We start from the raw sequence: 22,779 nt of genomic DNA on the forward strand, positions 1-22,779 counted from the left end.
TTAAAATTGCGCGTTATGGTAAACGTTCTGTACATCGTCACAATCTTCAAGCATGGCTAAAAAGCGCTCCATTACTTCTACGTCTTCACCTTCAATAGGGGCCTCAACTTGAGGTACAAACGAAATTAAGTCTACGTCAAAATCTGTAATACCCATTTCTTCAAGTGCTGTACGTGTGTTGTTGTATTCGGTATGGGGGGCAAAAACCGTCACTTTACCGTTTTCTACTTCTACATCGGTTACATCAACATCGGCCATCATAAGGGCTTCTAGTACAGCTTCATCGTCGTCGCCGTCAAAAACAAAAATAGCGAGGTGATCAAATAAATGTGATACCGAATTTTGTGCGCCTATTTTAGCGTTTGCTTTGGTAAAACAAATGCGCACATCAGCAAATGTACGTTTATTGTTGTCAGTTAAACAGTCAACAATAATCATACAGTTACCAGGGCCGTAACCCTCATAACGTGTGGCTGCGTAATCTTCACCGCCGCCGCCTTTGGCTTTTTCTATTGCGCGTTCAATAACGTGTGCAGGTACTTGGTCTTTTTTAGCGCGTTCAATTAAACGACGCAGTGCAAGGTTGCCGTCTGTATCTACGCCACCGTTTTTAGCACAAATGTATATTTCTTTACCGTACTTAGAATAAACTTTAGTTTTAGCACCCGCAGTTTTAGCCATTGAATCTTTTTTGTTTTGGTAAGCTCTTCCCATCTGCGTTTCGCCTTAATATATGTAAATTATTGAATAAAATTTCAAGGCCGTATTCTAAAGGTAAAGCGGCAGTATCGCCAGTAAATGGCTGTAATTAACCAAAGTTCAAGATAATTAATCTTCCTGCTGTTGTAATTGCCACATTTGAGCGTATTGACCTTTTTTTGCTAAAAGTGTTGCATGTGTGCCTTGCTCAACTAGTTCACCGTTGTTAAATACCAGTATGTTATCGGCATCAACGATAGTAGAAAGCCTATGAGCAATCACCACGCTAGTATGGTTTTGAGTAACAGCACGCATTGCGTTCAATATAGCTTGCTCGGCATGCGAGTCGAGCGCTGAGGTTGCTTCATCAAATATTAAAATAGGGGAGCATTTTAAAATAGCGCGTGCAATGGCAATACGTTGCTTTTCGCCGCCAGATACTTTTAAACCGCGCTCGCCAACCAGTGTTTTATCGCCTTCGGCTAATGTTGAAATAAAGTCTTTTAAATGGGCCATTTCTATTGCTTTATCTATTTCAGCATCGCTTGCTGTGGGTCTGCCATAGGCTATGTTTTCTCGTATGCTGGTATTAAATAGCACAGTGTCTTGTGGCACTATAGCAATAGCACTGCGCAGGCTATCGAGGGTAACGGAGTCTATTGCTTGGTTATCTATAGTAATAGTGCCTAAGCTCACATCGTAAAAGCGATAAAGTAATCGTGCCAATGAGCTTTTACCTGCACCACTTGCACCTACAACGGCGACTTTACTGCCTGCTTTTATTTTAAAGCTAATGTTTTTTAAAATTGGACGATTGGCATTGTAACTAAAGCTTACATTATTAAACGCTATGTCGCCGCGAGTAACTATGAGGTTTTGGGCATGGGGTCGCTCAATGACTTGTGGCTTTTTATTGAGTAAGCCCAGCATATTTTCTAAATCGGTAAGCGCGCGTCTTATTTCTCGATATACAAACCCTAAAAAATTAAGCGGTAAAAATAATTGGATCATGTAGGCATTTATCATTACAAGTTCACCAATTGTAAGAGTACCTGTTACTACATCTTTGGCGCCTAACCACATTAGCGCTGTAATAGCGCTGGCAATAATCAACGCTTGGCCAGAATTAAGCGCAAGTAACGACATTCTATTTTTTAAACGAGCGGTTTCCCACTTTGCTAAAAAGGAGTCGTATGTTTTTGCCTCAAATTCTTCGTTATTAAAATATTTTACGGTTTCAAAATTAAGAAGGCTGTCTATAGCGCGGGTATTGCTTAAATTATCGGCGGCGTTTGCCTCGCGTATAAATCGGTTTCGCCACTGCGTTACAGTTACGGTAAAAGTTATATAAATAGCAACCGCTAATATAGTAATTAACGCAAACCAAACAGAAAATAGCGACCCAAAAATAATAGCGACGGTGAGTATTTCAAAAAGGGTGGGTACAATATTAAACATTAAAAAGCGCATTAAAAAGCTTAGCCCACTAGTACCGCGCTCTATATCACGGCTTATTCCGCCTGTTTGTCTGTCTAGGTGAAAGGCAAGCTCTAACGAATGTAAATGCTTAAATACCTTTAAGCCAATGTCACGCATAGCGTGCTCTGTTACACGAGAGAACACTGCATCGCGTACTTCACCTAAAAAAACGCTGGCAAACCTAAGCCCACCATACATTAGCAGTAGTAGCGCCGGAATAACTAAAACGGGATTAATTGATTTATCTACCGAATCGATAATCTCTTTTAATGCCCAAGGCATTAAAAGTGTCGCGCCTTTAGCACCTATAAGCGCTAAAAGTGCAATAAATACTCGCCCTTTAAATTTAGTAATGTAAGGCCACAGTGTTTTAATGCTTTGCTTTAAGGTCATGGCATCGGCGCGTTTTTCTGTACTGTGCTTGGAGCGCATTAAGGGTCTCAGTTATATTAAATACTTAATTAATAAGCATTGTATTTTAAATACTTGCCCATATATACTACGCATCCCTTATTTAGTTTGAAATAACCATGTTTAACGTCCGTGTGTTTATAACTGCTTTTTTGCTGTTTTGTGCGCTTTTTAGTGTGCAAAGTAGTGCGCAGTGCGCTACACATAAATTAAACACGGCAACCAGCTCATTGAGTATGCTTGCTGACAGTGTTGATTTAGCTAAAACGCTGCCTATATCAAAATCGGTAAAGGGAAATGAGCACAAAAGAACACATCAAACAGGGTTTGACGCGCATCAACCAAGGTTAACGGCTAGCAATTCTTCGCTATTTTTACATGCCGCTCAAAGTGAACCAGAATACGATGTTGTTTTTGAGTTTTTTGCGCAGCGCCTTGTTAGACAAATATTCATACGCCCTCAAGCTGTAAATGCTATTCAGCCTTGGTATACGCTTGTGTACCATAGTAAAAAGTCTCGGTTAAGTGGCTGGAAAGATGCCAACCTACTCTATAGAGCCGTCACTACTTACCACGCTTAATTTTTCTTATTTAATTTTTATTAGGTTTTAACGTTTTACGTTTAAGCCTTGAGATTAATTGTGCTTTAAAAAGCACATTGCCAGTAATTTACTGGCAATAAGGAAAATTATGTTAAGTGTAAAAAAAGATCAAAAGCCATTTATGGCTAAATTTAAATTGAGCTATATAGCCATGCTTATTGTGCTGATTTTATTAGCTATTAGCGCATTACCCAACTTATACCCTAATAAATCGTGGTTGCATGTAAGCAATACACCACATAGCGAAACTCAAGCTGTGCAAAGTACTAACGCGTTAGTTACTTTTTTAAATAACCAAGGCTTTAACGTTGAGCAAGGGCTTGATAAGCAATCAACTATCAATATTTTATTAAACGAGCCAACTAAAAGCGCCCAAGCGCAAGCGGCTATAAAGGCGCAGTTCCCAAATACGCAAGTTAAAATTGTAGAACATGCAACAAGCCCACTTTGGCTGCAAGAATTTGGTTTATCACCAATAAAGCTTGGCCTTGATTTAAATGGCGGTGTGCTATTTGTACTCGACGTAGATTTAGACAAAGCCGTTGATGAGCAATTAGTGAGTGCATATCAACAAGCTAAATCAATCGTCATAAAGCAAAAAGCGCACGGCCTTAAAGTGCAGCAAACAGCTAATGGCTTTGAAATTAGCGCGCTGCCAAATGCGGTGCAAAAACTTAACCCCGTGATTGAAGAGCTACAAAGTCGCTTTGCTAATTTAGCGGTTACAACCGCCAATAACGGCAAGGTTAAAAACGCAATATTTAGCTATTCAGAGCAAGGGCGCAGTAGCTTTGATAAAGAAGTAATGAGCCAAACACTCACCACACTTCGCTCACGCATAGAAGAGTTAGGCATTACCGAAGCCGTCACTCAGCGCCAAGGTAAACAACGTATACGTATTGAGCTGCCTGGAGTGCAAGACCCAACAGAGGCTAAGCGCATTATAGGTGCAACTGCATCACTTGGGTTTTACCAGTTAAAAGAAGTGGGTGGTAAAACATTTAACATGCAGTCGGGTGGCACCATAAACCTTGACCCTGTGCCAATTTTTACCGGCGATCACATTAATAATGCCAAAATAGGGCGCGACGATTGGGGTAAGCCACTGGTACAACTTAGCCTAGATGGGCAAGGTGGCGATGCTATGTCGGCGTTTTCAAAAGCCAATATTGGTAAGCCTATGGCGACTGTTTACTCTGAGTACTCTCAAAACGCGAAGGGCGAAACCGTTAAAAAAAGTGAAGTTATAAATGTAGCCAATATTGCCCAACATTTAAGTTCACGTTTTAGCATTACTAATATGAAAAGCCAGCAAGCCGCGGCTGATTTAGCTCTATTATTGCGTGCAGGTTCACTTACTGCGCCTGTAACAATAGTGCACGAGCAAACAATTGGGCCAAGCCTTGGCAGCGAAAACATTAGTAATGGTTTAGCCGCATTAATGCTGGGCATGGGTATTACACTTGCCTTTATGGCAATGTGGTATCGCCGCTTAGGGCTTATTGCAAACGTAGCGCTGTTATTAAATTTAACGTCGCTTGTAGGGCTAATGTCGTTATTACCAGGGGTTGTGTTAACCCTGCCGGGTATTGCCGGGCTTGTGCTCACTATTGGCATGGCGGTAGATACCAACGTTATTATATTTGAGCGAATTAAAGAAGAGCGCAGAAAAGGCCGCTCTGCTTATCAAGCTATTCAAGAAGGTTACAAGCAAGCCGCTAACACTATATTTGATGCCAATATAACCACTATGATCACCGCGCTTATTTTATACGGAATAGGTTACGGCCCAGTTAAAGGCTTTGCCATAACATTGGCACTTGGTTTAATAACCTCTGTATTTACTGGCGTGTACGTATCAAAAGTACTCAGCCAAACGTTATATTTAAAATTGGCTAAAAAAGCAGGAGTAAATGCACATGCTTAACACTTTTTTAAAGGGCGAGGCGGGCACTCGTCTGCGTTTTTCTGGCATGCTTTTGAGCGCCATACTGGTACTGCTATCGGTATTTACGCTTAGTCAAAAAGGGCTTAATTTTGGACTCGACTTTACCGGTGGTTACCTAACAGAGTTTACCACCAGTGAAAGTGTTGAGTTAAAGCAGCTTGAGCAATTTATTGCTAAAAATCACAATGGTGAGTTTGAGCTAACCGCGCAAGGCAATAGCCATTATCAACTACGCGAAGCGCCTAGCGATTCTGTAAACAGTGACCGAAGTGATTGGCAATCTGCCATTACTCAAAACGCAGATATAAACGCTGAGGTTTTATCGTCAGCGTATATTGGCTCACAAGTGGGTGATGAACTGTTTGAGCAAGGTTGTTTAGCACTATTTTCAGCTATGGTTGCAGTAATGCTTTATTTAGCGGTGCGGTTTGAATGGCGTTTAGCTGTGGGCTCAGTGGTTGCGCTAGTGCATGATTTACTACTCGTACTGGGGTTATTTTCGCTATTACAACTTGAGTTTAATTTAACTGTACTGGCTAGCTTACTCGCCATTATAGGCTATTCGCTTAACGACTCAATAATAGTAGGTGATAGAGTACGCGAGCTTTTACGTGTTAAATCTAATAATGCACTTAGCCCTGCAAGTATTATAAATAGCGCGATAAAAAGCACCTTAACGCGCACACTTATTACATCGGGCACCACGCTTGCTACGGTTGCCAGTGTTTGGTTACTCGCAGGCGCACCACTGCAAGGCTTTGCCATTGCATTATTTACAGGCATTGTAGTGGGCACATTTTCTTCTATTTGTATTGCGGCCACCTTACCTGAGCTTTTAGGGTTAAGTGCTAAAAACTACGAAGAAAAACTAGATGTAAAAACCCAAGCATTAATGGATATGCCATAAATTCGGGTTTACATAACTGAGTAAATTTATTGGCGCTTAAAATAATGGTTTTAAGCGCCTTATAACGTTAAAATTAACCACATAGTTTACAGCATTGGTTATTAGCGCTCCCTCATGAACAAAACCCACGTAATTGAACACCTTAAATTTGCACTTGAAGCTCTATTAAACAGCGCAAAACAAGCTGCCAAAGCCGCGCACGACGCCGCAACTCACGAAGAAAGCGTAGCCGAAACACAATATGATACCCTCGGGCTCGAAGCCGCTTATTTAGCACAAGGCCAAGCCGAACGTGTAAACGAATGCTACAAAAGCATTAAACAGTTTGAAACCATTTTTAAAGAGCCTACTCACAATAAAGTGATTATAAGCTCACTCGTTTGTTTAGAAGATGAAAGCGCCTTACAAAAATGGTTTTATTTAGGCCCAGCCGCAGGCGGCTTAACGGTTGAAGTAAAAGGGCTAATCATTCAAGTAGTTACATCCGAAGCACCACTGGGCAAACAACTTTTAGGCAAACAACTTGATGATGAAGTAAGCCTAACCATGGCAGGCAAAAACCATGAATATGATGTGGTAGAAATTTTATAAAACATTGGTTTTATATGTAGGTCGGATAAGCGAAGCGCCATCCGACAAAGGTAATTTGCCTAATAACATTATTAAAAGTCGTTTTGGTGTAAATCATTTGGCCCATGTGAATGCATGGGTAATTACCTGTTTACATTAGAGTTATTAAGTAGAATTATTGATGTATGTAATATGCGCCGTTTTGGGGTGTTGTAAACCACTGAAATAGTGTTCAATAAGCTGTTTGCAAGCCATGGAGGTCTCGTGAAAATTAAGCGTTCTGAAGTAGAAGTTTTAGAAGATAACCCTTTCAAAAATGATGAACTAGGCAGGCAAGAAAGCTCAAATGTGCTGACACAGTTTGTAAAGTCATCTACGGAACCTCTAGTTCTATGTATAGATGCTCCTTGGGGGCAAGGTAAAACAACATTTCTTCGTATGTGGGAGCAACAGTTAAAGAACGAGAATATCCCCACAATCTACTTCAATGCTTGGGAAAACGATTTTACTGATGATGCTCTAATATCATTATTAGGTGAAATTAGTTCTTCTATTGAAAGTATTTCAAAAGCAGAACGAAAGGATAAGGTTAAAGAATATTTAGATAAAACAAAAAAACTCGGTGTATCACTTCTAAAAAGAAGCGTGCCAGTAGCTGCAAAAATTGCGACTGCGGGTGCATTAGACTTAGATAAAGTAACTGAGCAAGCCCTTGCTTCCTTTGCTGAAAGTGTTGCAAAAGAACAATTAGATAGATATGAACAATCGAAAGCAACAATTGTATCTTTTCGGACTGCATTAGCTGATTTAGCTTCAAATATCTCATCTCAAACTGACAAAAAACCTTTGGTATTCATAATTGATGAACTGGATCGCTGCCGTCCAAATTTTTCAATTGAAATACTTGAGAAAGCAAAACACTTTTTTAGCGTAGAAAATATCATTTTTGTACTTGGTGCAGATAAAGATCAATTAGGACACTCGATAAAGTCAGTATATGGTGATGGGATAGATGTTCATGGGTATTTACGTCGATTTATTGATGTTGACTATGTACTACCCACTCCAAATAAAGGGCTCTATGCAAAAGCATTATTCAATAAACATGGGTTCAATGAATACTTTAAAACAAAAACAGAAAGTGAAACTAAGTATGAGGGTGAGCAAGCCTTAGTGATGTTTACTGAACTTTTTGAGATTTATAACCTATCACTTAGAGAACAAGGGCACTGCTGCTCCTTATTATCCATCTCAATAAAAACATCAACGCATGAAGAACGTTTATATCCTTTATTCCTTTGTTTTTTGATCGTTCTAAAAATAAAGAAGCCGACTGAATATAAAAACTTTATAAACGAGAGGTTAACCCCTGAAGATCTTCTGACTTTACTAAAATCAAATGAGTTAGGTGTAAATTTATTATCGACAAACTATGGAATGTCATTGGAAGCTTACTTAATGTGCTGTAAATCTTTTTCGCATGATACTCATGAAATCAATGCTAAGTATGAGTTAATTAAAACTGATCTAGATTCTTCCGCAGAAGAAAAGAAACGAGCAGGTGATTTAATAAAACGTATTGACCATTTTGATTGGAACGGTGGTGTTGGTATCTTACGAGAGACAATTAGTAAAATTGAAATAGCATCGAGGTTTAGTGGCTAGGAGTTGCTAACAAGCTGTTAAACAAGGTCAAAAAACAGTTGGCTTTTATTCCTTCGTCACTAATTTTAGCCAACAGATTTTTTGCCTGTTAACAGGGCGTTGGTATGACTCCCACTGTCAAATTAAACACACTGATCCTTGCTTAACTTTTTAAGCCATAATTACTTCAGCTCGAATTAGAGCGAGTTAAAAGTAAAGGGGTTAAATCTTGACTTCAGACATCAAGCGCTTTTTAAAGAAATAGTAAACGACTCGTGTAAATAGAGCCTGCTTTTTTTATATAAAAGGTGGAGTATGACCGTCAAGAAAAAAATAAACAGGCAACCATCCTAAATTTTGCAGTTTACGCATAGGTTCGTCTGTTAAATTAAAGTGGGTGTCAAGTTTGGTTTTCTTCTCAAGTTTGGTTTTTCGTTACGGCGTTAGGTTGCATTGATTATCAATGATGTGTCAAGTAAGAGAAAATCTTGTGAGCTTGCGAAGGCGTTGTTAACAAGCAATGAAGATTATTTGGATACTGTCTTAGCTTTGTCATATTTAGGAAATAATATTCATGGTCAATGTTGGGAAACAGAGTTTCATATCTTTGGGCTAATTACATCAGAAACTGATCATTTGCCACTTAAAAAAGTCAGGCAACATTGTAGCGATGAGTTATTATCTAAATCTGACAGTGAAATACAAGAAACAATTAATTATTATTCAACGCAAGTACACGCTGCATGCACTGATATATTGGAAAAATATGGCAATGTATAACAAACAAGTCATCCCAAAACAAAACAATCAGCATGACACCGATCCAAATTACCAACACAATAAACGCGCTTCTTAAAATTCATAAATTAATTGTCGGATGGCATGGCTTCGCCATTTATCCGACCTACGTCAATGTTGTATATATTCTAAACTTACGCTTTATTTAGCTGATGCGTAACAAATAATACAGTGGATATGTAATGCAATATCGTCGTAATTATGTAAAAGGTGGGACGTACTTTTTTACCGTTAATTTGCTCGATAGGAATAAATCGTTGTTGGTTGAGAATATCGATTTATTAAGAGAGTCTATCCGTGTTGTTAAACTCCAAAGACCATTTTATATAGATGCATGGGTTGTGCTACCCGAACACCTTCATGCGGTTTTAACCTTACCAGATGGTGATGTGGATTATTCAAGTCGCTGGCGAGAAATTAAAAAGCGATTTTCAAAATCTCTCCCAAAAACAGAGTTTTTAACTCAAACACGAAAACGTAAAAATGAGCGCGGAATTTGGCAACGCCGATTTTGGGAACATACCATCAGGGATGATAATGATTATTGGCACCATGTTAACTATGTTCATTTTAATCCGTTAAAGCATGGTCTAGTTAGTCGAGTAGCAGATTGGCCTTATTCAAGTTTTCACAGAGCCGTAAAGCAAGGGATTTATACGAATAATTGGTGCTGCGAAAAAATATAAATTATTCGTAGGTCGGATAAGCGAAGCGCCATCCGACAAAGCCATAGCAACATAATACACTTTAGCCTTGTATAAAAGTTTGTTGTTGAATGAAATAACTTCGGCTTCTATTAAGCGTCGGATGGCATGGCCTCGCCCTTTATCCGACCTACGAGTTAGCCTTTTTCACAAACTTCGCTGTTACCATCATTTCGCCAATGCCATCTACTTTGCAATCTAGCTCGTGATCTTTTTTATCAAGCACACGTCTAACGACCGCTTTGGTACCAATTTTAATCACTTGTGAGCTGCCTTTTATTTTTAAATCTTTGGCTACGGTTACTTTATCGCCATCATTAAGTAGAGTGCCGTTGGCATCTTTAACTAAAATTGCGTCTTCATCGCTTGTACTATTTGGGTTCCATTCATAGGCGCATTCAGGGCATATAAGCAGTTGTTGGTCTTCGTAAACATATTCAGATTGGCACTGTGGGCAGGCAGGGTGTGACATTTTTAACGCTCGTAAAATATTTATTTTTGTATATTTTAATCTGCATTAAGATGAAAATATAGTTAATCAATATTTTTTATCTTTACGCTAAAAATATCTCGTTTGTGTGGTTTTTAAAAAGGGCATATAAAGCAGATGTCGCTTAAGCAATTTAAGCGCTAACACTTACAGTAGGTATTTGTTAAAGCACCCATCGTATTAAGTGATACGCGCAATGCCCACTTAGTACGCTGGGTGTTTCTATTTACGGTGCTGAGTATTTTATTAGGCATGCTTTTTATATTTCTGACTTAACTAGGAAAAGTCGTGTTTTAAACCTTAATAGTGGTTGATAACAATGAGCAAACACTTGCTCAATCATTCGACAATGTGATTACGTTTAATAGTTACTTACGTGATTACCCAAAACATAATGAACCTAAAACCCGCATTATTAATTTATGCGACTCAAGCCAATACTTGAGTAAGGGTTACTATTGCTCTTTGCTTGCAGAGGCGCGTAAACACCAAGTTTTACACAGCGTTAAAACAATAAACGCGCTTCGAAGCGGTCAAGATCCTATGCTAAATATTGGGCAAATTGATGGCGAAATTTACTTTGGTAATGCGCTAAACGAATTACAAAGTAAAGCGGCTAAATCGGTATTTAAACAATACCCAGCGCCTATTTTATTTGTAGATGAGCAAGGTTTGTTACAGCAAGGTTCGCTAAGTTCTTTAAACGAGGAGCAATACAACAATTTTGTAGCAACATTAAATACGTTTACCCAAACCCAATGCCAATGGCGCATTGGAAATGTGCAGCGCCGTTTTAGATGGGGTATGGCAATACTGGTTGATCATAACGAAAAAGTACCACCGAGTGATAAAGACGCCATAGCCCGCTTTATAAAAGCCGCGGCTAAGCATGGTATTAATGCGCAAGCACTCAGTTTTGATGAAATAGACAACATTGCCCAGTTTGATGCGTTATTTATTCGCCAAACTACAGCGATTGACCATCCAACGTATCGCCTTGCAAGTAAAGCGCAAAGCCTAGGTTTAGTGGTTATTGACGATGCTGAATTTATTTTACGTTGTTGTAATAAAGTGTATTTACACGATGCGTTTAATTATCAAAAAGTGCCCAGTTTAAAAACGGTTGTAGTGGCTGATCAATCAGCGCAAACGCTTGAGCAATTAGAAGAGGCGTTTACCTATCCTCTGGTTTTAAAAATGCCTGAAGGGTCGTTCTCTAAAGGGGTATTTAAAGTTGCAAACCGCAGTGAGCTTGAAGCTAAGTTAACCGAGCTGTTTGAATATAGCGCATTGGTACTTGCACAAGAATACATGTACACAGAATACGATTGGCGAGTAGGTGTATTAAATGGCCGCGCTATATATGCGTGTCGCTACTTAATGGCGCGCAACCATTGGCAAATTTATAATCACGATGCTAAACGGTTTGTCTCGGGTGGTTTTGAAACGCTACCTACCTTTGAGTTACCAAAAGCCGTATTAGATGCGGCTTTAAAAGCATGCAAAACAGTGGGTAAAGGGTTATATGGCGTAGATGTTAAAGAACATCAGTAAAACTAACCAGACACCCACTCTAAATTTTGCACTTTTCGAAGTTAGAGGCTAACTTCTATGCAGTGTGAAAAGTAAGCAAGGTGCCTTATGGCTATTGCAAGAAAGCGTCAAATAAGTTTGCTTGATACAAAATACTACCACTGTATTTCTTGTTGCGTGCGCCGTGCTTTTTAGTGTGGTGAAGACCATTTTACAGGCAAGTCTTATGAGCATCGTAGAGGCTGGGTTGAAGACAAACTGCTTGAGTTAGCAATGATATTTTGTATTGATGTGTGTGCTTACGCTGTGATGAGTAATCATACACACTTAGTGTTGTATGTTGATGATAAGAAAGTGAATAGGCTAAATGATAAAGCGATTGTTATTCGTTGGCATAAACTCTGTGAAGGCAACGTGCTTACGCAAAAGTACACACAGGGTGAAAGCTAAGTAAAGCAGAACTTATCATTTTTAATCAAACAGTAAACCAATACCGTGAACGTCTAGCAAGCATTAGCTGGTTTATGCGATTACTAAATGAAGACATTTTGCCTGAAAAGCAAATAAAGAAGATAACTCACAGGTAGGTTTTATTCGCTGCCATCCATAGCGCTCACCCTTCGGGCCGCCTATGGCGTTCAAAGTTGTTCCATACAATTTTGTAGGAGGGGCGATTTAGCTCACAAGCATTGCTTGATGAAGCCGCACTTGTCGCCTGTATGGCTTATGTAGATTTAAACCCCATTAGAGTAAAAATGGCTAATACCCGAGAAGAGCCAGACCATACCAGTGTACAAAAGCGTCTAACATGCGCAAAAAAGGATAGCAAACAACCAAAACAACTCCTTCGCTTTGCAGGTATGCCACGTCAGGTAATGCCAAAAGGACTCCCGTTTGAGCTTAAATCGTACCTTGAACTTTTTGAATTAACAGGGCGTTGCTTACGAGAAGACAAGCGAGGGTATATTGAAAGTACACACTCCCCCTTCCTCGAAAGACTTAATATCTCCCCCAGAAAACTGGTTAAAACTCATCACACAATTTACGCGTTTATTCCATGGTGCAGTGGGCAGATCCACTCCCAAGCAGGTTACTGTGAAGGTTTAAAGCGGAAACGGTGATCAAATATAAGTAACTGCGAAAAACTACTCGCATAAAGCTTAAACTACTCAGTAAAATTAAAGCTACAGTTATGTAGATATTTCCATGCGCTTAATTCAGGTTTAACAGTGATAATGGTTTATTTAATGTGTGACGCGCGAGTAAAGATATAAAAAGAAATGAACTCTTAGGCCAAAAAAGTAAATTTAGTGGCGCGCTAGATTAGTGTAAAATTGGAGTGGCTGTTTATTTTAATGTTATTCCCGAAAATATCATTCAGAGCAATAAGCACAAAATAGCATTACACTATGCGGTTTTTAGTTTTTCAGCTTCTAGATCGAATTTACTGCGTGCCGCGAGCACCGCAGCTTGATTATCTTGAGCCCATTTAGACATGCTATCTAAAGGCTCAAATAATGATTTCCCCAGCGCTGTTATTTTATAGTCAACCCGCGGTGGTATTGTTGGAGTGACTCTACGAAGCACTAATCCATCTCGTTCTAATTTGCGTAACGTTTGCGTTAACATTCGCTGAGATATATCCGGTATCTTCTTGGCAATATGCGAAAATCGAAGCTCTTCATCACCCAGAATTATAATGACTAATAATGTCCATTTATCACTAATTTGAGCGAGTATTGTTCGAATAGGACATAAGTCTAATCCCAATGCTTTTTCAATTTCGTTTTGTTTTTTCATCTTTATTCCAGTTACTAAAAAGTGCCTACTTCCTTTTAAGAAGCCATATATTCATAATAATTAAAGCATAAATAAAGCCCCACAAAAAGGATAAAAAAGATGAAATCATTAATAAAAAAGACCGCAGCCGTTGGATTGGCATTAAGTGTCACAGCTTGCGCTAACCAGCAAAACACCAATAAAGAAATTGCGCTGGGTCTATTAGAACTAGGCATTGTGAAATTTGATCGTGATTACATATTACAGTACACCGCGCCTGAATATCGCCAACATAACCCCGTAGTCGCAGATGGCAGAGCTGGACTACTCGATTTCATCGATTTACTCGAACGCCAACAAACCGAAATAACCATCACACCAATACGTATTATTGCAGAAAACGACCTTGTTATGATTCACCAACAAGCTCAGGTTAATGGCGCTAAAGTCGCGATAGATCTCTTTAAAGTTAAAAACAACAAAGTGGTAGAACATTGGGATGTCATTCAGAATGAAATTATTGACACAGTCAGCGGGCGTAGTATGACTGGCGGGTCAACTGAAATTAAAGACCTAGACAAAACAGCCGAAAACAAACAACGTGTCAGCCAATTAATTGATGCGCTTTTTATCAACGGAAAACAAGACGCGATTGATAAATACATTGCTAAAAATTATATTCAACATAGTCCATTTGTGCCTGAAGGCAGAGAAGGGTTAAAGCAATTTATAAACGATTTAACTAATAATAATATCTCTTTTGGCTATACCAAAATGCATAATATAGTTGCGGAAGGCAACTTTGTATTTACTCAATCAGAGGGGGTTTTTGATGATCAGCCCATTGCATTTAGCGACTTATGGCGATTAGAAGATGGCATGATTGTCGAACACTGGGATGCGGTACAAACAATACCAACCGAGTTCGCACATGATAATGGTATGTTTTAAAAATAAATTGATGAATAACTAAACAGTAAAACGCAGCATGACTTAATAATCCTGCTGCGCATGACATTCTCTAAAACTAAAAATTAAGTAATTCGACCTCAAAAGAAATAATGGGGTCAGGTCTTTCTTTTTGCCATAAGCTTTGCATCTTCCCCATCGGTTAATATAGCTACATTGACTCTATCAGTTATGAATACATCTCTTAATCGTCCTGCGGTCTCTGGGAATAATCAATAAAAGTGACATTCATCGTAATTTTTGCAGTTTAGTGAATTAAGTCCTAGGCTTTTATCAGTGTGAAAAGTAAGCAGGATGTCTTATGGCAATTGCAAGGAAGTGTCAAATAAGTTTGGTTGATACAAAGTACTACCACTGTATATCACGTTGAGTACGCCGTGCATTTTTATGTGGCGAAGACCATTTTACAGGCAAGTCTTACGAGCATCGTAGAGGCTGGGTTGAAGCAAACTGCTTGAGTTAGCCAAGGTATTTTGTGTTGACGTCTGTGCTTATGCTGTTATGAGCAATCATACATACTTAGTGTTGTATATTGATGATAAAAAAGCGAATAGGCTAAATAATAAAGCGGAACTTATCACTTTTAATCAAACAGTAAACCAATACTGTGAACGTCTAGCAAGCATTAGCTGGTTTATGCGATTACTAAATGAAGACATTGCCCGCAAACCAAATAAAGAAGATAACTGCACAGGTAGGTTTTTGGAGGGGCGATTTAGCTCACAAGCACTGCTGATGAAGCCGCACTTGTCGCCTGTATGGCTTTGTAGATTTAAACCCCATTAGAGCAAAAATGGCTAATACCCCAGAAGAGTCAGACCGTACCAGTGTACAAAAGCGTTAACATGCGCAAAGTATTTCTGACTTAACTAGGAAAAGTAGTATTTAAAACCTTAATAGTGGTTGATAACAACGAGCAAGCACTTGCTCAATCGTTCGAAAATGTAATTACGTTTAATAGTTACTTACGTGATTACCCAAAACATAATGAACCTAAAACCCGCATTATTAATTTATGCGACTCAAGCCAATACTTGGGTAAGGGTTACTATTGATCATGACATGTATGTTCACTACCCATTTTACAAGCCAGGAAGCGATAAACAACTCGCAATAGATTGCCAGTACGTACCTATAGCGCTCAGTGATTTTTGTAAAATGTCAGCATTTGGTGACCAACGGCTAAGAACCGAAAACCTGTGGGTATTCGTACCTCAGCTTTAATAACGCTGGGCACGTATTTGTTTTTAGCAACTGCATTTAACTTAAAAGGCGATGTGATTGATCATTCTCGTGTAGTGGGGTAAATAATTACAGGCATTGGCTTTTTAGGCGCTGGCGTTATGCTTGCAAAAGACGGGGCCGTAGTTGGGGTAACCTCAGCTGCAACCATTTGGGTGCTTGCCTCAATTGGCGTAATGATAGCCACTGACAATCTAGCTGCTGCTATTAAACTTTCGGTGCTGGTGGTTGTTATTTTATACGGCGTAGATGTACTTGAGGTAAAATTTAAAAGCTTAAGTAAAGGCGTACACACTAAAGTAAAAAATTATCAAAAACGTTACTACCGAAAAGACTGTAACGACACAGAAAACCACTGATTTAACGCCACTAATTTAGTGGCGTTATTATTTGCATTAGCCAAATAGTTTTCTTCGTACTACTTTTCTGTACTCGCTTGGCGTTTGGCTTAGCACTTTTTTAAATATGCGTGTTAAATGCCCTTGGTCGTTATAGCCAACCTCAAGCGCCACTTCCTGAATCGTTAAATTAGACGATGCTAACAACTCTTTAGCGCCTTCTACCCGTAATTGCTGCCAATATTCTATCGCACTTTGATTAGTGGCAAGTTTAAAGCGCCGTGTAAAGGTACGATAGCTTAAACTAAATTGGGCGGCTACTTCTTGTAAGCTTAACTCGCTGGCTAAATTAGTTTTAAGCCAAAACTGAATTTGCGCTATAAGTTCATCTGGATGTCGGTCAACTGCGCCTTCAAGATAGCGTTGATCTTCGTAGGGTTTACGTACTTCATGCGAGAAGTTACGCTCTACGTGTTGCGCAGCCGCCTTGCCATAATATTGGCTAATAATATGTACGATCACATCTGCAAGCGCATTTAAACTTGCCACCGTATACATACGCTCAGATTGGGTGATAAAAAAGTCGGGCTTTAAATCTACCAATGGGTAGTCGTGGCTAAATTGTTTTGCATAATGCCAGTGGGTTGTAGCAGGGTGGCCATCAAGTAAGCCCGCTTCTGCAACTAGGCAATTACCCGTACCTACACCAATTATATGACTGCCGGTTTCAAAGCTTTCTTGTAGCCATTCAACCACTTCTTTATTAGTACGTACGACAGGGCGGGGGTTTCGCCATATGCCGGGTACTATAATTAAATCGTTGTACGGGGCGTTGTGTGTAGTGCCGTCGGGTACTATGGCAAGCCCACTACGGTTTTGTATTGGCTCAATATTTTTAGCAATTAAGTTTATACTAAGCGGTCTAAAATCCGTGTGACTTAAATGGCCTTTTGCATAAGCCTCACCTGCTCTAAGCATTTCTATAGGCAGTGTTAAACTAGTAATAAGCAAATGCGGATACACTGCTATGGCAATATTTAACGCTGGGTTGACAGTTTTGTTTTGCATGTGAATGCTCCGACCAGTACTTTTTGGCCTTAAATGCTTAATATTTGGCTATTAAAGCATAAAGCGCTATGGTTAATCCAATTAAACTGTTGGCTTCTCCCATAACACGTTTTAAAGGTTAATTATGACAGCATTACCCGTAATAGTAGGCATGGGTGGTATTAACGCCGCTGGCCGTACTTCTTTTCATCAAGGTTACCGCCGTATCGTGTTAGACGCATTAGACGCACAAGCTCGTAGTGAAACATATTTAGGCCTCGCCACATTAATGAACTTAGTACGCGTTGTTGATGGTCAATTACAAGATACAAACGGTAATAATGTTGAGCAAAGCGACATAGAAGCACGCTTTGGTGAGCAAATTATAGCTGGCACACTTATTCGTAAAATTGAAAAAGAGCATTTTGACGCAGACGCCACCCCTTGGCAGCAAAAAATGACGTTAAAGTCGTCTGACGAAAACGCAATAGTATTTGAAACTCGCGCGCGCGACTTACCAACCCCAGTGCCTGCAAGCTGGGAAGTACAAGCGCTTGATGGCAAAAAAGTAAAAGTAACAATAGCCGCAGATTTAGACGTAAAGCTTGATTCTACACGTGATAACCCAATTAAATCGGCGGGGCAGTTTCCTACTGGGTTTGATCCATCAATTATGTATAACAGCCGTTACCAGCCGCGTGGTTTGCAAGCGACTATATTTGCAGCAAATGATGCCATTAAGTCAACGGGCCTTGACTGGCAACGTATAATGAATAGCGTAGAGCCAGATAAAATTGGTACCTATTCAGCCTCTGTTATTGGCCAAATGGACGATAAAGGATTAGGTGGTTTAGTTAAAGCGCGCCAGCAGGGCGATCGTGTTAGTACTAAGCAATTAGCACTTGGCTTAAATACGATGTCGACCGATTTTATAAACGCGTACGTTACAGGTAATGTAGGGACTACGTTTTCTACCTCGGGCGCATGTGCAACATTTTTATATAACTTACGCGCTGCAGTAAACGATATTCAAGCAGGACGTACCCGTGTTGCGGTGGTAGCAAGTGTTGAATGCGCTATTACGCCAGAAGTGGTCGAAGGTTTTGGCAATATGAGCGCCCTTGCCAATGTTGAAGGCCTGCGCCGTTTAGATAATTTAAGCAGTGAACAAGAGCCCGATTACCGTAAAAGCAGCCGTCCATTTGGTGAAAACTGCGGCTTTACATTAGGTGAAGGTGCACAAGTGGCTATTTTAATGGACGATGCGTTAGCACTTGAACTAGGTGCAGACATTATGGGCTCTGTACCTGATGTATTTGTAAATGCTGATGGCATAAAAAAATCAATCACTTCTCCTGGCCCTGGTAATTACATTACCATGGCTAAATCTGTAGCGCTTGCAAAAAGCATATTAGGTAAAGAGGCGCTGCAAAAGCGCAGCTTTATTTTAGCGCATGGATCAAGCACACCGCAAAATAGAGTCACAGAGTCACTTATTTACCATAAAGTAGCGCAAACGTTTGCCATTGATAGCTGGAAAGTAACGGCGCCTAAAGCCTATGTAGGGCATACAATTGCCCCTGCTAGTGGCGATCAGCTAGCGATTGCGCTGGGTGTATTTAGCCATAATATTATGCCGGGCATTACTACCATAGATAAAGTTGCTGACGATGTTTATGCAGATCATTTAGATATACGTAACAGCCACTACGACTGTGGCGATATGGACATAGCCTTTATAAACTCAAAAGGTTTTGGCGGAAATAACGCCACAGCCACTGTACTGAGCGCTAAAGTAACACTGCAAATGCTTGCTAAGCGCCACGGTGATGAGGTTATGAGTAGTTATGCAGATAAAAATACATCTGTTATTGCCGCGCAACATACTTATAAAACGCAAGCTGACCTTGGTAAGTACGAATTAGTCTATCGTTTTGGTGATGGCGCCATTGACGATAACGATATTGTAATCGGCGAAGCAGGGATAGAGCTTCCTGGCTTTGATAAAGCTATTTCGTTTAATACAACCCACTCCTATCAAGATATGTCTTAAGCACACATACTTGAATCCAAAGGCGCTATGAAAGGCGCCTTTTTTTATGCTTGAGTTTTATAATACCTACTCGCCATACTCAATCATTTCGTGTGCCTAAACGACCCATTATCGGCGTTAAAATATTATTTAGAACAACTAAATAAGATTATTTTGCTGGTTAGCAACACGTTTTTCCAACCTCACAATAGAGAAATTAATTAAACGGATTGGTATAAAATTGATGAAAAAATGACATGCTTTTATGGATTTATTTGGATTTATTTGGATTTATTTGGATTTATTTGGATTTATGGAGTACCTTTGTTTTTATATTAGAAACATAATCTAGGATGGATAACTCGATGAAAAAACGTTTACTCACACTTTCTTTAGCTTCAACCTTCACTCTACCACCAGTATCAGCGGATGACTTTGTACCTGCACAGGTAATAAATAAAAATTACGATCAACTGACTAATACCTCACCACGCGCATCAAGGTTAGAAGGCATTAACTTAAGCAGCTACGTGGTTGATGAAAACGGGCAGGTAAGTGATATCGAAATTGTGGCCACGGCAGGACAAAAAAAATATCAAAGAGAAGCCATCGATTACGTTTCCAAACTCAATTATAAAAGCGCGCGCATAAATGGTAATGCTGTACCCACAGCTAAAACAATTAAGGTAAGCTCACAAAATGTGCACGCTAGTTTTTCTAACGATCAAGCATCTCCTGGCTTTTTCGACGATTATAAAAAAGCCAGCCAGCTTATTGATGATAAAAAATACGATGAGGCTAAAACATATATTACAGAACTTGAAAACGAGCATACTAAAAACACCGTTGAAATAGTTTTATTGGCGTGGCTAAAAAGCCAATATAGCTACTTTGTAAAAGACTGGGAAAAATTTGATAAGCATATTTATGAAGCTTTTTTGTTTAGAGATAACTTACCAGATCAAATAAAAAAGCGTGTAATTAAAAATGCACTGCAATGGTTTATATCAAAACAAGATTTTGTGCGCGCTTACGATGCGATTGATGCACTAGACAATATTGATTCAATAATCTTTTCAGAGCAAAATAAAGCACAGCTATTAGCGCAAGTGAACGATATATATAAAAATTCGGGTGAAATAAGTCAGCAAATTTCACTTGAATCTGAGCAGGCTGTTTTACCGCTCTTGTCTAAAAGTGAAGTGGAACTTAAATCAGACAAGCCGTTATCTAAAGTGCAGCTTAGATGTGAAAACAAAGTAGTTAATTATGATTTAAGCACTATTGATAAGATTGAAATTTCTAAAAATGATGTGCGATGCGGTTTATTAATTAAAAGCACTTTTGCTCAAACTGTGACTCTTAAACAAAGCGGTAAAAGCTTTTTATAGATTATTACTGAGTATGCTTACCAACTAAAACCCCGCAGTATTATGCGGGGTTTTTTGTTTTTTTAAATGTATTTAGCAATTAAGCTGTGTTTGTTATTGTGTTTCCAAGTAATGTAGCGCTTAGCAAGTAAAGTGGTAAGCCCAATAACAACAGCTATAAAAGTAAGTGTAGCTACGTAGCTCATTCCATATCCTGGCGGTAAACCAACAAGGGTTTCACCGTAGGTCATATCACTATATTTAAGCCCCAAAACAGGGATAAGCAACCACGCTAGTGCATGCAACAAATACAGATGTACAAGGTACGAAAACATACTGGTTTTGCCAAGTACCTGTAAAAACCCACGTGAAAAATCGGTTTTTAGACGGCTTAAAAATTTAAGTGCGATAAGCCCAAGGCCTACTGTTAGCAACATAAACTGTAACGACAGCGGATATTTGGTTGGGTTTAAAAACGACATAATGGTATCAAGAGTATTACTGTGAATAGTAAATGTTGATGTATCACCATATAAATTAAAACCGCGTAGTATTGTATATAAAGCTAAGCAACTAACGCCCAGTAAAGCTGCATGGTTTATTGCTTTTGCACTGTATTTTTTTGCTTTGTAATAAACGCCAGCGCAATAAGCCATTGCCATTAAGCCTATAATGGGAGCTACGGGGTAGGTTGTTCTGATTTTAAAACCGAAAGGCAGTTCGAGTACATTTTTTTGATGTGCTATAGACCACAGTGTATTTGCCAGCGTATTTGGCTCAAAACTTACCCCATCAAATAAATTGTGGCCGAACACTAATAGCAAACCTGCTATAAATACAGCATATAAGCCAATTAAACGAAGTAGCCCAAGCATAACAAAGCCCCAGCCAATTGCCCAAATAACCTGCGCGTATAGCATCGGGAAAGCGGGGTTGAAACTCCACGACCATGAGACGATAGTAAATTCAAACAAAATAAGTACTAAACCACGAATAATTAAGCTTTGTGAAAATGCTTTAGTGGAAGTGTATTTATGCTCAGTTATGGCTGCCGAAAGCCCCGCTAAAAAAACAAATAAAGGAGCGCAAAAGTGCGAAACAAAACGGGTAAAAAAGGTGAGGGGATCAGTACCAGGAACCGTCATCGGATCGGTGACTGAATAATTTAGGCAGTAATACATGCCGTGGTCTATGACCATAAAAATAATGATAATACCTCGAAGTAAATCAATATGATGTAATCGAGGGGGTGAAGCTGGGGTCGACATAACTAAGCTCAAAAGGGAGATAAAATATGCCGGTATTATATGTTATAAAATAACGTCACGCGAGAGTGAGCGCCTCAAATTTAGGAAATGACAATCTGTGGTTTATTAGCACCGCTTAAGCGTAACTCCCCAAATATGTATTACTTGAACTTTTTAACGTATCTGAGTGTTATAAAATTAATGACAGCTAATACTATGGCGATTTCATAGCGGTTATATGCCACAGCTATACCAATTAAACCCATATTCCAAATACTTGCAGCTGTTGCAGTGCCCGACGTAGATTTATTATTTTTTAAAATTGCGCCACCACCAATAAAACCTATACCTGTTATTATTCCTTGTAACATTTTAGATTGCGCCTCAGCACCTTCTAGCACCGACATTGCAATAACAGCATAGCCACACGAGGCTACAGCAACTAGAGGAAATGTTCTTAAGCCTGCTCCGTCATTACTTCGCTCTCTGTCATAAGCCATAGGTAGGGCAAGCAAATAGGCTATACCAAGGTGAATTAAATTATCGATGATCTCATTCCACTGTAAATCAATTTCCATAATGGTCTCTAATGGTAAAAGGTGTATATTGATAGCAAACGACAGGCCAATGATTTTATTGTTGATATTCAGTGAATTAAATATTTTATAGGTGGGCGCTTATTATTTAATTGGTAATATTTACATGATTAACTAACGCTTTTACAAGTAAATCCTACCTATGCGTTTAATTAATTTTGCAAAGTGCGTATTATTTTATTATTAATGACTAGGGACTGTTTATCTTTCGAGGTTAAATTTACAGCAGCTTGTTTGGTATTTAGCCAAGGCAGAGCCTGTGTAGTATGGTTATTCCCCATAAATAGGCGATAACGTCGTATAAATGCCAAACATGCGCTGCCCTGCTGGGTGTGCCTAGGGGCGAATATCTCTTGGTTGGTGGGTTTGTACTG

At 39.3% G+C, this 22,779-nt stretch carries 18 protein-coding genes and 6 pseudogenes; 16 read left to right on the top strand and 8 right to left on the bottom strand.

The annotated features are described in order from the left end of the window. Together CWC17_RS13445 and CWC17_RS13450 are read right to left on the bottom strand one after the other, a co-directional pair. Positions 1 to 714, bottom strand: coding sequence for a YebC/PmpR family DNA-binding transcriptional regulator (locus CWC17_RS13445; protein ID WP_055017806.1), 714 nt, complete (start codon positions 712 to 714; stop codon positions 1 to 3). A 114-nt stretch (positions 715 to 828) separates the two neighbouring features. After that, positions 829 to 2,610, bottom strand: coding sequence for an ABCB family ABC transporter ATP-binding protein/permease (locus CWC17_RS13450; protein WP_138613390.1), 1,782 nt, complete (start codon positions 2,608 to 2,610; stop codon positions 829 to 831). A 98-nt stretch (positions 2,611 to 2,708) separates the two neighbouring features. Between CWC17_RS13450 and CWC17_RS13455 the strand changes: the two genes are divergently transcribed. The 7 genes from CWC17_RS13455 (at position 2,709) to CWC17_RS13485 (ending at position 9,744) form a co-directional block, all read left to right on the top strand. Continuing rightward, a complete protein-coding gene (locus tag CWC17_RS13455; protein WP_138540708.1) occupies positions 2,709 to 3,170 on the top strand; it encodes a hypothetical protein in 462 nt (153 codons plus the stop codon). Between the two features lie 109 nt (positions 3,171 to 3,279). After that, complete coding sequence (gene secD, locus CWC17_RS13460) at positions 3,280 to 5,118, top strand: protein translocase subunit SecD (protein ID WP_138613392.1); 1,839 nt, start codon at positions 3,280 to 3,282, stop codon at positions 5,116 to 5,118. Beyond that, on the top strand, positions 5,111 to 6,046 hold the full coding sequence (gene secF / locus CWC17_RS13465; protein ID WP_138613394.1) for a protein translocase subunit SecF: 936 nt from the start codon (positions 5,111 to 5,113) through the stop codon (positions 6,044 to 6,046). The genes secD and secF overlap by 8 nt, the downstream gene beginning before the upstream one ends. Positions 6,047 to 6,160: 114 nt before the next feature. Beyond that, the gene (locus tag CWC17_RS13470) at positions 6,161 to 6,637 is read left to right on the top strand and encodes a GreA/GreB family elongation factor (protein WP_138613396.1); all 477 of its coding nucleotides are present in this window, start codon (positions 6,161 to 6,163) and stop codon (positions 6,635 to 6,637) included. Between the two features lie 243 nt (positions 6,638 to 6,880). Further along, positions 6,881 to 8,281: a KAP family P-loop NTPase fold protein gene (locus tag CWC17_RS13475; RefSeq protein ID WP_171042092.1), complete on the top strand. Its 1,401-nt coding sequence runs from the start codon at positions 6,881 to 6,883 to the stop codon at positions 8,279 to 8,281. 432 nt (positions 8,282 to 8,713) lie between these two features. After that, on the top strand, positions 8,714 to 9,040 hold the full coding sequence (locus tag CWC17_RS13480) for a hypothetical protein (protein WP_249935928.1): 327 nt from the start codon (positions 8,714 to 8,716) through the stop codon (positions 9,038 to 9,040). Between the two features lie 200 nt (positions 9,041 to 9,240). Then, positions 9,241 to 9,744, top strand: coding sequence for an REP-associated tyrosine transposase (locus tag CWC17_RS13485; RefSeq protein ID WP_138613400.1), 504 nt, complete (start codon positions 9,241 to 9,243; stop codon positions 9,742 to 9,744). Between the two features lie 148 nt (positions 9,745 to 9,892). On the opposite strand, the gene CWC17_RS13490 is transcribed toward CWC17_RS13485, so the two are convergent. Continuing rightward, positions 9,893 to 10,234, bottom strand: a complete 342-nt coding sequence (locus tag CWC17_RS13490) for a zinc ribbon domain-containing protein YjdM (RefSeq protein ID WP_138613402.1) — start codon at positions 10,232 to 10,234, stop codon at positions 9,893 to 9,895. A gap of 321 nt (positions 10,235 to 10,555) precedes the next feature. Between CWC17_RS13490 and CWC17_RS13495 the strand changes: the two are divergent. Next, positions 10,556 to 11,803, top strand: a pseudogene (locus tag CWC17_RS13495) (RimK family ATP-grasp domain-containing protein); the annotation flags it as partial. 90 nt (positions 11,804 to 11,893) lie between these two features. Then, a pseudogene (locus CWC17_RS13500) lies at positions 11,894 to 12,906 on the top strand (transposase). Between the two features lie 286 nt (positions 12,907 to 13,192). Here the strand turns inward: CWC17_RS13500 and CWC17_RS13505 are convergent. Beyond that, positions 13,193 to 13,585 carry a winged helix-turn-helix transcriptional regulator gene (locus CWC17_RS13505; RefSeq protein WP_138613404.1) on the bottom strand — a complete coding sequence of 131 codons (393 nt, stop codon included), beginning with the start codon at positions 13,583 to 13,585 and terminating at the stop codon, positions 13,193 to 13,195. Positions 13,586 to 13,684: 99 nt separating this feature from the next. Here CWC17_RS13505 and CWC17_RS13510 point away from each other — a divergent pair, with 99 nt between their 5' ends. From CWC17_RS13510 to CWC17_RS13530, 5 genes and pseudogenes are all read left to right on the top strand, one after another. Continuing rightward, positions 13,685 to 14,515: a nuclear transport factor 2 family protein gene (locus CWC17_RS13510; protein ID WP_138613406.1), complete on the top strand. Its 831-nt coding sequence runs from the start codon at positions 13,685 to 13,687 to the stop codon at positions 14,513 to 14,515. 319 nt (positions 14,516 to 14,834) lie between these two features. Beyond that, positions 14,835 to 15,374, top strand: a pseudogene (locus tag CWC17_RS13515) (transposase); the annotation flags it as partial. Between the two features lie 55 nt (positions 15,375 to 15,429). Next, positions 15,430 to 15,585, top strand: a pseudogene (locus tag CWC17_RS13520) (RimK-like ATPgrasp N-terminal domain-containing protein); the annotation flags it as partial. Further along, a pseudogene (locus CWC17_RS19815) lies at positions 15,569 to 15,757 on the top strand (peptidase C39 family protein); the annotation flags it as partial. The pseudogenes CWC17_RS13520 and CWC17_RS19815, both read left to right, overlap by 17 nt. Beyond that, positions 15,727 to 16,134: pseudogene (locus tag CWC17_RS13530) on the top strand (MgtC/SapB family protein); the annotation flags it as partial. The pseudogenes CWC17_RS19815 and CWC17_RS13530, both read left to right, overlap by 31 nt. 36 nt (positions 16,135 to 16,170) lie before the next feature. Here CWC17_RS13530 and CWC17_RS13535 read toward each other — a convergent pair. Beyond that, a complete protein-coding gene (locus tag CWC17_RS13535; protein ID WP_138540699.1) occupies positions 16,171 to 17,181 on the bottom strand; it encodes a GlxA family transcriptional regulator in 1,011 nt (336 codons plus the stop codon). Positions 17,182 to 17,305: 124 nt separating this feature from the next. On the opposite strand from CWC17_RS13535, the gene CWC17_RS13540 reads away from it, so the two are divergent. Continuing rightward, positions 17,306 to 19,213: a beta-ketoacyl synthase gene (locus CWC17_RS13540; RefSeq protein WP_138613410.1), complete on the top strand. Its 1,908-nt coding sequence runs from the start codon at positions 17,306 to 17,308 to the stop codon at positions 19,211 to 19,213. Positions 19,214 to 19,557: 344 nt separating this feature from the next. Beyond that, the gene (locus CWC17_RS13545; protein ID WP_138540697.1) at positions 19,558 to 20,583 is read left to right on the top strand and encodes an energy transducer TonB; all 1,026 of its coding nucleotides are present in this window, start codon (positions 19,558 to 19,560) and stop codon (positions 20,581 to 20,583) included. 62 nt (positions 20,584 to 20,645) lie between these two features. Here CWC17_RS13545 and CWC17_RS13550 read toward each other — a convergent pair whose 3' ends face one another. The 3 genes from CWC17_RS13550 to CWC17_RS19445 all read right to left on the bottom strand — a co-directional run. Further along, on the bottom strand, positions 20,646 to 21,830 hold the full coding sequence (locus CWC17_RS13550) for an acetyltransferase domain-containing protein (protein ID WP_138613412.1): 1,185 nt from the start codon (positions 21,828 to 21,830) through the stop codon (positions 20,646 to 20,648). Between the two features lie 140 nt (positions 21,831 to 21,970). Continuing rightward, complete coding sequence (locus CWC17_RS13555; RefSeq protein WP_055016441.1) at positions 21,971 to 22,387, bottom strand: MgtC/SapB family protein; 417 nt, start codon at positions 22,385 to 22,387, stop codon at positions 21,971 to 21,973. Between the two features lie 170 nt (positions 22,388 to 22,557). Beyond that, positions 22,558 to 22,779: hypothetical protein (locus CWC17_RS19445; protein WP_212750651.1), on the bottom strand; the 222-nt coding region annotated here is incomplete at its 5' end.

The sequence above is a fragment of the Pseudoalteromonas sp. S3785 genome (assembly GCF_005887365.1).
Taxonomy (GTDB): domain Bacteria; phylum Pseudomonadota; class Gammaproteobacteria; order Enterobacterales; family Alteromonadaceae; genus Pseudoalteromonas.